The organism is Azospirillum sp. (assembly GCF_050789165.1).
Genome location: NZ_JBOZRT010000159.1, coordinates 77,105 through 89,857, shown reverse-complemented (window position 1 = coordinate 89,857; position 12,753 = coordinate 77,105). Strand labels below are relative to the sequence as shown.

Below are 12,753 nucleotides of genomic sequence, written 5' to 3'. Positions count from 1 at the left end.
GGATCGGTTTGAAAGTCTTTCCCCGGCACCCCCTGTTAGAGCCGCGCGCCAGCGTCGATATACTTCCCTAACATACGGCGGAAGACCGGGGAGACGAGACGATATGAGCACCGGTGGACGGCTCACCACCCATGTCCTCGACACCACGCACGGCCGGCCGGGCGCCGGCATCGCGGTGACCCTCTACCGCGTCGAGACCGAGCAGCGCATCTGGGTGCTCGACGCCCGCACCAACGCCGACGGGCGCTGCGACGTGCCGCTGCTGGCCGGCGAGACCATGAAACCCGGCTGCTACGAGCTGGTGTTCAAGGTCGGCGCCTATTTCCGCGGCCTGGGCGTGGCGCTGGACGAGCCGGCGTTCCTCGACGTCATCCCGATCCGCTTCGCGATCTCCGTGGCCGAGCAGCACTACCACGTGCCGCTGCTGGTCTCGCCCTACGGCTATTCCACATACCGGGGCAGCTGAACGATGCGGATGCGCGAGACCCTCCGCTTCCTGCTGGGCGACGAGCCGCGCGAGATCCGCGACGTCGATCCAACCATGACCGTGCTCGACTGGCTGCGGCTGGAGGAACGGCGCACCGGCACCAAGGAGGGCTGCAACGAGGGCGACTGCGGCGCCTGCACCGTGGTGGTCGGCCGCCTGGATGGCGAGACGCTGCGCTACGAGGCGGTGAACGCCTGCATCCGCTTCCTGCCCACCCTGGACGGCTGCCAGCTGCTGACCGTCGAGCATCTGAAGGGCCCGGACGGCGCGCTGCACCCGGTGCAACAGGCGATGGTGGACGAGCACGGCTCGCAGTGCGGCTTCTGCACGCCGGGCTTCGTCATGTCGATGCTGGCGCTGTACCTGAACGAGGACCGCCCGGCCGAGGACCGCATCGACGACGCGCTGGCCGGCAACCTGTGCCGCTGCACCGGCTACGCCCCCATCGTCCGCGCGGCGCAGCGCATGTACGACCTGGGCGACCGCGCCCGCGACCGCTTCGCCCTGGCCGCCGACTCCGTCGCCGACCGGCTGCGCGCCTTGCGGGACGAGGAGGTGCTGTGCGTCGGCCACGGCGGACGCCGCTTCTACGCCCCGGCCACCGAGGGGCAGTTCGCCGACCTGCTTCTGCAGCACCCGGACGCCACCATCGTGTCCGGCGCCACCGACGTCGGGCTGTGGGTCACCAAGTTCCAGCGCGTGCTGCCGGACATCGTCTGGACCGGCCGCGTCGCCGAGTTGAGGCGCCTGCGCGCGACCGACACCGCGTTGGAGATCGGCGCCGCCGTCACCTACACCGACGCCGCCGACGCCATCGCCGCGCTCTACCCCGACTTCGGCGAGCTGATCCGCCGCATCGGCGCGGTGCAGGTGCGCAACGCCGGCACCATCGGCGGCAACGTCGCCAACGGCTCGCCCATCGGCGACACGCCGCCGGCGCTGATCGCCGCCGGGGCGACGGTGGTGCTGCGCCTCGGCATCGAGCGGCGCACGCTGCCGCTGGAGGACTTCTTCCTCGCCTACGGCAAGCAGGACCGGCGGCCCGGCGAGTTCGTCGAGAAGATCGTCCTGCCCAGGCCCGCCCCCGGCGCGCTGTTCCGCGCCTACAAGGTGTCGAAGCGCTTCGATCAGGACATCTCGGCCGTCTGCGGCGCCTTTCTGGTCGAGCTGGACAACGGCCGGGTCAGCCGCGCCCGCCTCGCCTACGGCGGCATGGCGGCGACGCCGAAGCGCGCCTCGGCCGCCGAGGCCGCGCTGGTCGGCCAGTCCTGGAGCGAGGCCAGCGTGCGGCGCGCCATGGCGGCGCTGCGGGAGGACTTCACGCCGCTGACCGACTGGCGCGCCGGCGCCGACTACCGCGCCACGGTGGCCGCCAACCTGCTGCTGAAGCTGTTCGTCGAGACGACGGAGGAGGCGGCCGTCACCCGCCTCGTCGGCCCGGGGAGGCTCGCCCATGCCTGACACGCCGCAGCCGCTCACCATCACCGGAGGCGTCCATCAGGAGCGCCGCCACGACAGCGCCCACAAGCACGTCAGCGGCGAGGCCGTCTACGTCGATGACATGCCGGAGCCCGCCGGGCTGCTGCACGTCTATCTCGGCCTGTCGGCGAAGGCGCACGCGCGCGTGCGGTCCATGGACCTGTCCGAGGTGCGCGCCGCACCGGGCGTCGTCGCGGTGTTCACCGCCGAAGACGTGCCCGGCGAGAACGACGTCAGCCCGATGGGCCGCCACGACGAACCGCTGTTCGCCACCGACCTCGTCGAGTACGCCGGGCAGCCGCTGTTCGCCGTCGCCGCGACCACCCGCGACGCCGCCCGCCGCGCCGCCAGACTCGCCGCGGTGGAGTACGAGGACCTGCCGGCGGTGCTGGACATCGCCGCCGCCCGCCCGGACCCGCAGCTGGTCTTCCCGCCGATGACGCTGAAGACGGGCGACCCCGCGGCGGCGCTGGCGCAGGCGCCGCGCACCGTCTCGGGCCGTCTCGTCATGGGCGGGCAGGAACACTTCTACCTGGAAAGCCACGCCGCGCTCGCCATCCCGGCGGAGGACGACGAGGTGCTGGTGCATTCCTCCACCCAGCACCCCAGCGAGGTGCAGCACATCGTCGCCCACGTGCTGGGCGTGCCGGACGGCGCGGTGGCGATCGAGGTGCGGCGCATGGGCGGCGGCTTCGGCGGCAAGGAGACGCAGGCCAACCTGTTCGCCGCCTGCGCGGCGCTGGTCGCCAAGAAGACCGGCCGCGCCGCCAAGATCCGCCCGGACCGCGACGACGACATGGTCATCACCGGCAAGCGCCACGACTTCGAGGTCGACTACTCCGTCGGCTTCGACGACGAGGGCCGCATCCTCGCCGTCGACATGGTCTACGCGGCGCGCTGCGGCTACTCCGCCGATCTGTCGGGGCCGGTGACCGACCGCGCGCTGTTCCACGCCGACAACGGCTACTTCTACCCGGCCGCGCGCATCGAATCGCTGCCGCTGAAGACCAACACGGTATCCAACACCGCCTTCCGCGGCTTCGGCGGCCCGCAGGGCATGGTCGGCGCCGAACGCGTCGTCGAGGAGATCGCCTTCGCGCTGGGCAAGGACCCGCTGGAGATCCGCAAGCTAAACCTCTACGGCCCCGGCCGCGACGTCACGCCCTACAAGCAGACGGTCGAGGACAACATCCTGCCCGAGCTGATCGCGCAGTTGGAGGAGGAGAGCCGCTACTGGGACCGCCGCGCCCAGGTCCGCGCCTTCAACCGGGAGAACCGCTGGCTGCGCAAGGGGCTGGCGCTGACGCCGGTGAAGTTCGGCATCTCCTTCACCGCCACGCACTACAACCAGGGCTCGGCGCTGGTGCACGTCTACACCGACGGCTCCATCCACCTGAACCACGGCGGCACCGAGATGGGCCAGGGCCTGCACACCAAGGTGGCGCAGGTGGTGGCCGAAGAGTTCCAGGTCGACATCGACCGCGTGCGCATCACCGCCACCACCACCGCCAAGGTGCCGAACACCTCGGCCACCGCGGCGTCCAGCGGCACCGACCTCAACGGCCGGGCGGCGCAGAACGCCGCGCGCACCATCAAGGACCGCCTCATCGACTTCGCCGCCGGGCACTGGGGCGTGCCGCGCGACGCCGTGCTGTTCCGCGCCGGGCGGGTGCACGTCGGCAACCACGCCATGGACTTCGCCGATTTGGTCAAGGCGGCTTACATGGCGCGGGTGCACCTGTCCTCCACCGGCTTCCACAAGACGCCGCACATCCACTGGAACCGCGGGACCGGCGAGGGACGGCCGTTCTTCTACTTCGCCTACGGCGCCGCCGTGTCCGAGGTGACGGTGGACACGCTGACCGGCGAGTACCGGCTGGACCGCGCGGACATCCTGCACGACGTCGGGCGTTCGCTGAACCCGGCCATCGACCGCGGGCAGGTGGAGGGCGGCTTCGTCCAGGGTGCCGGCTGGCTGACCATGGAGGAGCTGTGGTGGGACGGGCAAGGCCGGCTGCGCACGCACGCCCCCTCCACCTACAAGATCCCCGCCTGCGGTGACCGGCCGAAGACCTTCAACGTGCGCTTCTTCGACGCACCGAACCGCGAGGACAACCTGTTCCGCTCCAAGGCGGTGGGCGAGCCGCCGTTCATGCTCGGCATCTCGGTGCTGCACGCGCTGTCGGACGCGGTGGCGAGCGTGGCCGACCACAGGGTCTGCCCGCGCCTCGACGCCCCGGCGACGCCGGAGCGCGTGCTGGCCGCCATAGAGCGGCTGCGCAGATCATGACCGGCCTCGCCGCCACGCTGCGGGACTGGCTGGCGCGCGGCGAGCCGGCGGTGCTGGTGGCCATATCCGAGGCGCGCGGCTCCACCCCGCGCGAAGAGGGGGCGCGCATGCTGGTGGGGCGGAGCGCGGCGCTCGGCACCGTCGGCGGCGGCCGGCTGGAGTGGGAGGCGGTGGAGCGGGCGCGGCGCATGCTGGACGGCGGCCCGGCGGTGGAGTCGCTGGACATGCCGCTCGGCCCGGCGCTCGGGCAGTGCTGCGGCGGGCACGTGACGCTGCGGCTGGAGCGGGCGGACATCGGCACGCTGGCTTCCCTCGAAGACGCGGAGCGGGCCGAGGCGGAGCGCCGCCCGACCGTGCTGCTGTTCGGCGCCGGACACGTCGGCAAGGCCATCGCGGCGGCGCTGGCGCCCTTGCCGCTGGCGGTGCGCTGGATCGACGAGCGGGCGCACGAGTTTCCCGCCCCGGTGCCGCCCGGCGTGCGGAGGGTGGTCAGCGCCAACGCACTGGATCACGTCGCGGCGGCTCCGTCCGGAAGCGGCTACCTGATCCTGACGCACAGCCACGCGCTGGACTTCACCATCGCCGCGGCGGTGCTGGGCCGTGGCGACGCCGCATACGCCGGCCTGATCGGCTCCGCCACCAAGCGGCGGCGCTTCGAGCGCGAATATCTGGCGCGCGGGCAGGATCCGGCAGCCTTGGAGCGCCTGACCTGCCCCATCGGCGGCGCGCTGAAGGGCGACAAGCGCCCAGCGGTGATCGCGGTGCTGGCGGCGGCGGAGGTGCTGATCGCCGTCACAGTCCCTCCCCCAGCCCCGCTGGGGGAGGTTAGGTGGGGGCAACGCCCTGCCCGAGAATCCCTAGCCCCCACCCAACCCTCCCCCAGCGGGGCTGGGGGAGGGCTCACGTGGTGATCTACCTCGACCACCTCGCGTCCACGCCGCTCGACCCGGCGGTGCTGGAGGCGATGCTGCCGTGGTTGACGCACGCCGGCAACCCGCACGCCCGCCACCGGCCGGGCTGGGCCGCCGCCACGGCCATCGACGCCGCCCGAGCCGAGGTCGCCGCGCTGGTCGGCGCCAAGCCGGGCGACGTGGTCTTCACCTCCGGTGCCACCGAGGCCAACAACCTCGCCCTGCTCGGCGCGCGGCCGGAGGGAGGGCGGGTGCTCGCCTCCGCCATCGAGCACCCGAGCGTCCTGGCGTGCGGCGTGGACGAGCGCCTGGTCGTCGACCGGCGCGGCGTGGTCGATCTGGACCGCCTGGAACGGGCGCTGCGCGCCGGGCCGGCGCTGGTCTCCGTCATGGCCGCCAACAACGAGGTCGGCACGCTCCAGCCGCTCGCCGGGATCGCCGCGCTGTGCCGCGCCCACGGCGCGCTGTTCCACTGCGACGCCGCGCAGGAACCGGTGCCGATGGACGGCATCGACCTCCTGAGCCTGTCCGGCCACAAGCTGTACGGCCCGCAGGGCATCGGCGCGCTGGTGGTCCGGGACGGCGTCGTGTTGCGTCCGCTGATGCGCGGCGGCCACCAGCAGCAGGGCCGCCGCGCCGGCACGCTGCCGACCGCGCTGTGCGTCGGCTTCGGCGAGGCCTGCCGGCTCGCCCGTCTGCGCCGCGACGAGGACGCGCGGCGGATCGCGACGTTGCGCGAACGGCTGTTCCAATCGCTGTCCGCCCGGATCGACCTCCGCCGCACCAGCCCGGCCGAGGGCTGCCTGCCCGGCTGCCTGAACCTCGTGGTGCCCGGCGTCGACGCCGCCGACCTGCTGCTCGACCTGCCGGACGTGGCGCTGTCCACCGGGTCCGCCTGCGCGACCGACCGGACCGGGCCGTCGCACGTCCTGCTGGCGCTGGGCCTCACGCCGGAGGAGGCGCACGCCTCGTTCCGCTTCGGCCTCGGCCGCACCACCACGGAAGCGGAGATCGACGAAGCCGCGGAGCGCTTCGCCGCCGCCGTCACAGCAGCGCGTCGGGGCTCATCGCCATGAGGTCGGCCCGCACGTTCTCGGCGAAGAAGTCGATGAAGGCGCGGATCTTCGCCGGCAGCAGGCTGCGGTGCGGGTAGAGCACCGCGAGGCTCACCGGCTCCGGCGGGAACCGCGGCAGCACGACGCGCAACGCCCCGCTCGCCAGATGCTCGCCGACCTCCCACACCGGCTTCAGCACGACGCCCTGCCCGTCCAGCGCCCAGCGCGTCAGCACGTCGCCGTCGTCGGCGTCGAAATGCCCGCCGACCGACAGGCTCATCGGCCCCTCCGGCCCCTGCACGGTCCACTGGAACTGCTGGGTTCCGGGAAAGCGCAGCAGCAGGCAGTGGTGGTCCAGCAGATCCTCCGGCCGCTCCGGCGTGCCGCGCGCCTCCAGGTAGGAGGGCGCGGCGCACAGCACCCGCCGCAAGTCCGCCACCTTGCGCACGACGAAGCTGGAATCCTTCAGCACCGCCATGCGGATGGCGACGTCCGCCGCCTCGCGCAGCAAGTCGAGCATGTGGTCGGACAGGCGCAGCCGCACGTCCACCAGCGGGTGCAGGGCGCGGAAGCGCGGCACCATCGGCGCCAGCACCCGCCGGCCGAAGCCCAGCGGCGCCGTCACCCGCAGGCTGCCGGCCGGCGCGCCGCCGATGGCGGCGACGCTGCTCTCCGCCCGCTCGGCGGCCTCCAGCACCTCCTGGCAGTGCTCGTAGAACACCCGGCCCGCCTCGGTCAGCGACACCTGCCGCGTGGTGCGGTTCAGCAGGCGGACGTTGAGGTGCTCCTCCAGGTTCTGCAGGCGATGGCTGACGACGGCCGGCGACAGGCGCAGGTTCCGCCCGGCGGCCGACAGGCTGCCCAGTTCCACCACCCGCGCGAAAACCCGCATGTTCTCCAGCAGCGCCACGGCCATCCCCTCGCAAGCGGGGAAAATCATTCCACCTTTTCGGATTGTTTGAAAGTGCTGCCGCCCAGCCGCCGCTTCCCGCGGCGCACACCGGCACCGTACACTTCGCCCGAACGACCCCGCCCGCGAGGAGCGCCATGGAACCGATCGTCTGGGAGTGGATCAACGTCGCCGCGCGCTGGCTGCACGTCGTCACGGCGGTGGCGTGGATCGGGTCGTCCTTCTACTTCATCCACCTCGACCTCTCGCTGCGGAAGCGCCCGCATCTGGCCGAGGGCACGCAGGGCGAGGCGTGGCAGATTCACGGCGGCGGCTTCTACAACATGGTCAAGTACCTGGTCGCCCCGCCGCAGCTGCCGAAGGAACTCACCTGGTTCAAGTGGGAGTCCTACAGCACGTGGCTCAGCGGCTTCTTCCTGCTGGTCGTGCTGTACTACCGCAGCGCCGATCTGCTGCTGATCGATCCGGCGGTGCTCGACCTGCCCTGGTGGGGCGCGGTGCTGGCGAGCCTCGCGTCGCTGGCGGTCGGCTGGCACGTCTACGACGCGCTGTGCAAGTCGCCGCTGGGCAAGGACGATACGCGGCTGGCGCTGGCCGGCTACGTGTTCCTGGTGGCGGTGGCCTGGGGGCTGACGCACGTGTTCAGCGGGCGCGGCGCGCTGCTGCACCTGGGCGCGCTGATCGGCACCATGATGTCGGCCAACGTCTTCCTGATCATCATCCCGAACCAGCGCAAGACCGTCGACGCCATGCTGCGCGGCGAGGCGCCCGACCCGGCCCTGGGCAAGCAGGCCAAGCAGCGCTCGCTGCACAACAACTACCTGACGCTGCCGGTCGTGTTCTTCATGATCAGCAACCATTACCCGCTGGCGTTCGCCACCAGGTACAACTGGGTGATCGCCGCCATCGTGCTGGCGATGGGCGCGGTGATCCGCCACTTCTTCAATTCCAAGCACGCCGGCCGGCCGGTGCCCTGGTGGACCTGGGGCGCCGCCGCCGCCGGCATGCTGGCCATCGCGTGGCTCAGCACCGCCGGGCCGAAGGACTCCGCCCTCGCTGCCGCGCCGACCCGCGTCGGCTTTGCCGAGATCCAGGAGATCGTCTCGACCCGGTGCAGCATGTGCCACGCCGCCTCCCCCGTCTGGGCCGGGATCCACGAGGCCCCGCGCGGCGTTCGCCTGGACAGCGCCGAGGCCATCCGCCGGCACGCCGGGCCGATCCGCGTGCAGGCCGGCCTGTCCGACGCCATGCCGCCCGGCAACGTCACCGGCATCACCCCGGAGGAGCGCCGGATCCTCGCCGCCTGGACCCAACCATGACCGACACCCGCGCCATCCGCGGCCGCCTGCTGACCTTCACCGCCGAGCCCGCCGGACCGGGCGACGCTGGCAGTTATCGGTACCTCCCCGACGGCCTGCTGCGGATCGAGGACGGCCGGATCGCAGCGTGCGGCCCGGCCGACGACCTGCTGCCATCCCTGCCGCCCGGCACGCCGATGGAGCATCATCCGGACGCCCTGGTGATGCCGGGCTTCATCGACCCGCACATCCACTTCCCGCAGACGCAGGTGATCGCCTCCTACGGCGCGCAACTGCTGGACTGGCTGGAAAAGTACACCTTCGTCGAGGAGCAGAAGTACGCCGACCCGGCGCACGCCGCCGCCAACGCCCGCTTCTTCCTGGACGAGCTGCTGCGCAACGGCACCACGACGGCGGCGGTGTACTGCACCGTCCATTCCCAGTCCGTCGACGCGTTCTTCACCGAATCCGAGCGCCGCGGCACCGCGATGATCGCCGGCAAGGTGATGATGGACCACGGCGCGCCCGACGCGTTGCGCGACACCGCGCAGAGCGGCTACGACGACAGCAAGGCGCTCATCGCCCGCTGGCACGGCCGCGGCCGGCAACGCTATGCCGTGACCCCGCGCTTCGCCGTCACGTCGACGGAGGAGCAACTGGCGGCCTCCGGCGCGCTGCTGCGCGAGCACCCCGACTGCTACCTCCAGACCCACCTGTCGGAGAACCACGCGGAGATCGCCACGGTGCGCGCCCGCTTTCCCTGGGCGAAGCACTACACCGACGTCTACGACCGGCACGGGCTGCTCGGCCCCCGCTCGCTGTTCGGGCACTGCATCCACCTGGAGGACGACGAGGTGCGGCGGCTGGCCGAGGCCGGCTCGGTGGCGGTGTTCTGCCCGACCTCCAACCTGTTCATCGGCAGCGGCCTGTTCGACATGGCGCGGCTCAAAGGCCATGCGCCGCCGGTGCGCACCGCGCTGGCCACCGACGTCGGCGGCGGCACCAGCTATTCGATGCTGCGCACCGCGGCCGAGGCGTACAAGGTGCTCCAGCTGCAAGGCCAGAACCTGCCGGCGCTGACCGCCTTCCACGCCATGACCCGCGGCAACGCCGAGGCGCTCGGCCTGCGCGATGCGATCGGCTCGCTGGAGCCCGGCCGCTGGGCCGACGTGGTGGTGCTGGATTCCCGCGCCACGCCCGCGATGGCGCACCGCATGGAGACGGTGCGCGGCGACCTGGAGGAGGAGCTGTTCGTCCTGATGACGCTCGGCGACGACCGGGCGGTCAAGGCGACATACGTGCAGGGGAAGCGGGCGCTCTGAACGCCGCTCAGGTCCGGTTGCGGAACAGCTCGGCCAGCGCCACGGCGGTCGCCACGCCGGCGTTCAGGCTCTCCAGGCCCGGACGGCCGCCGGGGATGCGCACCAGCACGTCGCAGATGTCGGCGGTGCGCAGGCGCAGGCCCTCGCCCTCGGCGCCGACCACGAACACCGCCTTCTCGGCGAACTCGGTCTGCGCCAGGGTCTTCTCGCCGCGCTCGTCCAGGCCGTAGACCCAGAAGCCCAGCTCCTTCATCTTCTCCAGCGCGCGGGCCAGATTGGTGACGCGGTAGATCTTGACGAACTCCGCGCCGCCCACCGCCACGCGCACCGCGGTGGAGGTGACGTCGACCGCCCGGTTCTTCAGGAACACCACCGCATCGACGCCGAAGAACGCGGCGTTGCGCAGGATGGTGCCGAGGTTCTGCGGGTTGGTGATCTGGTCCAGCACCAGCACCGACTTGGCGTCGGCCAGCGAGCCCAGGTCGTACTCGTCGAGGATCGTGCGCGGCTCGGTGAAGATGCAGACACCCTGGTGGTTGTCGCTGTCGGTCATCTTGCCGCCCTTGAGGAACTTGTCCCAGGGCAGGATCTCCGGCTTGATGCCGTGCTTGCGCGCCAGGGCCAGGAACTCCTCCGGCGGTTCCATCTTGCCGGACAGGAGAAGCATCCGCCGGACGTCCTCGGGGCGGGTCATGAACACCGCCCGGACGGAGTGCTTTCCATAAACGATGTCCATAGCGCCGGCTTTACCAAAGGGGTTGCGAATCGGAAGACGGCTATCTGCCACATCGCCCGGGTTCGCACAAGCGCCGTGGTCCGGGCGCCGCGGGCCGGAAGCGGCGCCGGGGCCGCTCCCGCCGCGTCGCGTCGCGTCACTTGCCGATGATGACCTCGGACGACTTGATGATGGCGACCACCGCGTCGCCGTCCTTCAGGCCGAGGTCGTCGATGGTCTCCGCCGTCACGGTCGAGGTGATGGTGTTGCCGCCGCCCACGTCGATCTTCACCTTGGCCGAGATCGGCCCCTTCTCGACGGAGATGACGGTGCCCTTGAGCTGGTTGCGGGCGCTGAGCTTCATGATCGGACTCCCTGATGGCGCGGTCATGGATCCGTATTCCCGCACAGGGAATGCGCGGATTGCACGGATTTTGACCACATGATTACTGCGTGCAAGCGTCCGCCTCGCACCGATTCGGGCGCCAGCCGGCCGTTCTCCTTTCGCCGGATCGCGGAATGCTGTCCGGCGATCTTGAGAATACAGGCTTCCCTTCCGTCGTCAACCGCGTTATGTAGTTCAGGTATACACCGCTTCGACGGGGACGGCCCATGACCGTTCGTGCCCAGGTTTCCTTCGCCGCACCCAGCGGCTCGCCGGTCGGGCGGGAGCGCATCCGCCTGCTCGAGGCAGTGGCGCGCGAGGGCAGCATCTCCGCCGCGGCGCGGGCGACCGGCATCACCTACAAGGCGGCGTGGGACGCCATCGACGCCATGAACAACCTGTTCGGCCAGCCCTTGGTGGCCGGTCAGACCGGCGGCAAGCGCGGCGGCGGCGCGGCGCTGACGCCGGAGGGGCTCAGGCTGGTCGAGACGTTCCACCGCCTGGAGGGCGAACTGGCCCGCGCCTTCCACGCGCTGGAGCCGGAACTGACCGGAACCGGCCTCTCCGCCGCCAACCTGATGTGGGGGTTCTTCATGCGCACCAGCGCCCGCAACGCGCTCCGCGGCACCGTCACCGCCGTCACCGACGGCGCGGTGAACGCCGAGGTGGCGCTCCGGGTGTCCGACCAGACCACCCTGACCGCCGTCATCACCCGCGACAGCGTGCGCGACCTGGGCCTGTTCCCGGGGCGCGAGGCGACGGCGCTGATCAAGGCCCCCTTCGTCATCCTCGCCCCCGCGGACGAGGCGCGCCGCACCTCGGTGCGCAACCGGGTCGAGGGCACGGTCTGCCGCCGCGAGGACGGCGCCGTCAACGCCGAGGTCACGCTGGACATCGGCGGCGGCAAGACCTTGACCGCCATCATCACCAAGCACAGCGCCGACGACCTCGGCTTCGCCGTCGGGCAGCCGGCCTGCGCGCTGATCGACGCCTCGCACATCATCCTGGCCGTCGACTGAAGACAAGGAGCCCCCTGGCATGAAGACCGTCCTCCTCGCCGCCGCCCTGCTGCTGTCGGCCGGCGCCGCCCACGCCGCCGAGACCACCGTCGCGGTCGCCGCCAACTTCACCGAGCCGGCGAAGGAGATCGCCAAGGCCTTCACCGCCAGGACCGGCCACACCGCGGTGCTGAGCTTCGGCGCCACCGGCCAGTTCTACGCGCAGATCAAACAGGACGCGCCGTTCACCGTGCTGCTGGCGGCCGACGACACGACGCCGGCGAAGGCGGTGGAGGACGGCCTCGCGGTCGCCGAGTCGCGCTTCACCTACGCCATCGGGCGCCTCGTGCTGTGGAGCAAGGACCCGGCCAAGGTCGGCGGCGAGGAGACGCTGAAGAAAGCCGCCTTCGACAAGGTCGCGCTGGCCAACCCGGCGGTCGCCCCCTACGGCGCCGCGGCGGTGCAGGCGATGAAGAAGCTGGGCGTGTTCGACGCGCTGCAGCCGAAGTTCGTGCAGGGCAACACCATCGCCCAGACCTACCAGTTCGTCGAAACCGGCAACGCCGAGGTCGGCTTCGTCGCCCTGTCGCAGGTCGCGCTGAAGGCCGGGGGCTCGCGCTGGCTGGTGCCGGAGGCGCTGCACGACCCGATCCGCCAGGACGCCGTGCTGCTGAAGAAGGGCGCCGGCGACGAGGCGGCCAAGGCGTTCCTCGCCTTCCTCAAGGGTCCCGAGGCCGGCGCGGTGATCGCCAAGTACGGCTACGGCACGGCGGCTACGAACTGACCGTTTGCCCCCTCCCCATCCCTCCCCCGCGTTGCGGGAGAGGGGGTCTGCCGCCGAAGCAGCGGAGTTCCCTCCACCGCGAAGCGGGGGAGGGTTAGGGAGGGGGCACAGCACTGCGC

Annotated in this window: 12 protein-coding genes; 9 read left to right on the top strand and 3 right to left on the bottom strand. The window is 71.6% G+C overall.

The window, feature by feature from the left end; translation table 11 throughout:
• Positions 1–103: 103 nt before the first annotated feature.
• Genes uraH through ACRWK7_RS33845 form a run of 5 tightly spaced genes read left to right on the top strand, consistent with a single transcriptional unit; the run spans position 104 to position 6,243 of the window.
• The gene (gene uraH / locus ACRWK7_RS33865; RefSeq protein ID WP_431862041.1) at positions 104–466 is read left to right on the top strand and encodes a hydroxyisourate hydrolase; all 363 of its coding nucleotides are present in this window, start codon (positions 104–106) and stop codon (positions 464–466) included.
• Between the two features lie 9 nt (positions 467–475).
• Complete coding sequence (gene xdhA / locus ACRWK7_RS33860) at positions 476–1,948, top strand: xanthine dehydrogenase small subunit (RefSeq protein ID WP_431862039.1); 1,473 nt, start codon at positions 476–478, stop codon at positions 1,946–1,948.
• A complete protein-coding gene (gene xdhB / locus ACRWK7_RS33855; RefSeq protein ID WP_431862037.1) occupies positions 1,941–4,256 on the top strand; it encodes a xanthine dehydrogenase molybdopterin binding subunit in 2,316 nt (771 codons plus the stop codon). Before xdhA ends, xdhB begins: the two co-directional genes overlap by 8 nt.
• A complete protein-coding gene (gene xdhC, locus ACRWK7_RS33850; protein WP_431862035.1) occupies positions 4,253–5,167 on the top strand; it encodes a xanthine dehydrogenase accessory protein XdhC in 915 nt (304 codons plus the stop codon). Before xdhB ends, xdhC begins: the two co-directional genes overlap by 4 nt.
• On the top strand, positions 5,161–6,243 hold the full coding sequence (locus ACRWK7_RS33845) for a cysteine desulfurase family protein (RefSeq protein ID WP_431862033.1): 1,083 nt from the start codon (positions 5,161–5,163) through the stop codon (positions 6,241–6,243). Before xdhC ends, ACRWK7_RS33845 begins: the two co-directional genes overlap by 7 nt.
• On the opposite strand, the gene ACRWK7_RS33840 is transcribed toward ACRWK7_RS33845, so the two are convergent.
• Entirely contained in the window at positions 6,212–7,162 is a 951-nt protein-coding gene (locus ACRWK7_RS33840; RefSeq protein ID WP_431862031.1) for a LysR family transcriptional regulator, read from the bottom strand. The genes ACRWK7_RS33845 and ACRWK7_RS33840 overlap by 32 nt on opposite strands.
• Before the next feature lie 107 nt (positions 7,163–7,269).
• On the opposite strand from ACRWK7_RS33840, the gene ACRWK7_RS33835 reads away from it, so the two are divergent.
• Both ACRWK7_RS33835 and guaD read left to right on the top strand, forming a co-directional pair.
• A complete protein-coding gene (locus ACRWK7_RS33835) occupies positions 7,270–8,451 on the top strand; it encodes a urate hydroxylase PuuD (protein ID WP_431862030.1) in 1,182 nt (393 codons plus the stop codon).
• Positions 8,448–9,752 carry a guanine deaminase gene (gene guaD, locus ACRWK7_RS33830; protein ID WP_431862029.1) on the top strand — a complete coding sequence of 435 codons (1,305 nt, stop codon included), beginning with the start codon at positions 8,448–8,450 and terminating at the stop codon, positions 9,750–9,752. Before ACRWK7_RS33835 ends, guaD begins: the two co-directional genes overlap by 4 nt.
• Positions 9,753–9,759: 7 nt before the next feature.
• Here the strand turns inward: guaD and rlmB are convergent, their stop codons facing one another.
• Positions 9,760–10,488, bottom strand: a complete 729-nt coding sequence (gene rlmB, locus ACRWK7_RS33825) for a 23S rRNA (guanosine(2251)-2'-O)-methyltransferase RlmB (protein ID WP_431862027.1) — start codon at positions 10,486–10,488, stop codon at positions 9,760–9,762.
• 136 nt (positions 10,489–10,624) lie between these two features.
• A complete protein-coding gene (locus ACRWK7_RS33820) occupies positions 10,625–10,831 on the bottom strand; it encodes a TOBE domain-containing protein (protein WP_431862026.1) in 207 nt (68 codons plus the stop codon).
• A 248-nt stretch (positions 10,832–11,079) separates the two neighbouring features.
• Here ACRWK7_RS33820 and ACRWK7_RS33815 point away from each other — a divergent pair, with 248 nt between their 5' ends.
• Both ACRWK7_RS33815 and modA read left to right on the top strand, forming a co-directional pair.
• Positions 11,080–11,871 carry a TOBE domain-containing protein gene (locus tag ACRWK7_RS33815; protein ID WP_431862024.1) on the top strand — a complete coding sequence of 264 codons (792 nt, stop codon included), beginning with the start codon at positions 11,080–11,082 and terminating at the stop codon, positions 11,869–11,871.
• 19 nt (positions 11,872–11,890) lie between these two features.
• On the top strand, positions 11,891–12,634 hold the full coding sequence (gene modA, locus ACRWK7_RS33810; protein WP_431862022.1) for a molybdate ABC transporter substrate-binding protein: 744 nt from the start codon (positions 11,891–11,893) through the stop codon (positions 12,632–12,634).
• Positions 12,635–12,753 lie beyond the last annotated feature (119 nt).

Excerpts from the sequence above, each read along its gene's own strand:
- uraH (WP_431862041.1), top strand. The coding sequence starts at position 104 with ATGAGCACCGGTGGACGGCTCACCACCCATGTCCTCGACACCACGCAC.
- xdhA (WP_431862039.1), top strand. The coding sequence starts at position 476 with ATGCGCGAGACCCTCCGCTTCCTGCTGGGCGACGAGCCGCGCGAGATC.
- ACRWK7_RS33835 (WP_431862030.1), top strand. The coding sequence starts at position 7,270 with ATGGAACCGATCGTCTGGGAGTGGATCAACGTCGCCGCGCGCTGGCTG.
- xdhC (WP_431862035.1), top strand. The coding sequence starts at position 4,253 with ATGACCGGCCTCGCCGCCACGCTGCGGGACTGGCTGGCGCGCGGCGAG.
- ACRWK7_RS33815 (WP_431862024.1), top strand. The coding sequence starts at position 11,080 with ATGACCGTTCGTGCCCAGGTTTCCTTCGCCGCACCCAGCGGCTCGCCG.
- xdhB (WP_431862037.1), top strand. The coding sequence starts at position 1,941 with ATGCCTGACACGCCGCAGCCGCTCACCATCACCGGAGGCGTCCATCAG.
- modA (WP_431862022.1), top strand. The coding sequence starts at position 11,891 with ATGAAGACCGTCCTCCTCGCCGCCGCCCTGCTGCTGTCGGCCGGCGCC.
- guaD (WP_431862029.1), top strand. The coding sequence starts at position 8,448 with ATGACCGACACCCGCGCCATCCGCGGCCGCCTGCTGACCTTCACCGCC.
- ACRWK7_RS33820 (WP_431862026.1), bottom strand. The coding sequence starts at position 10,831 with ATGAAGCTCAGCGCCCGCAACCAGCTCAAGGGCACCGTCATCTCCGTC.
- ACRWK7_RS33840 (WP_431862031.1), bottom strand. The coding sequence starts at position 7,162 with ATGATTTTCCCCGCTTGCGAGGGGATGGCCGTGGCGCTGCTGGAGAAC.
- rlmB (WP_431862027.1), bottom strand. The coding sequence starts at position 10,488 with ATGGACATCGTTTATGGAAAGCACTCCGTCCGGGCGGTGTTCATGACC.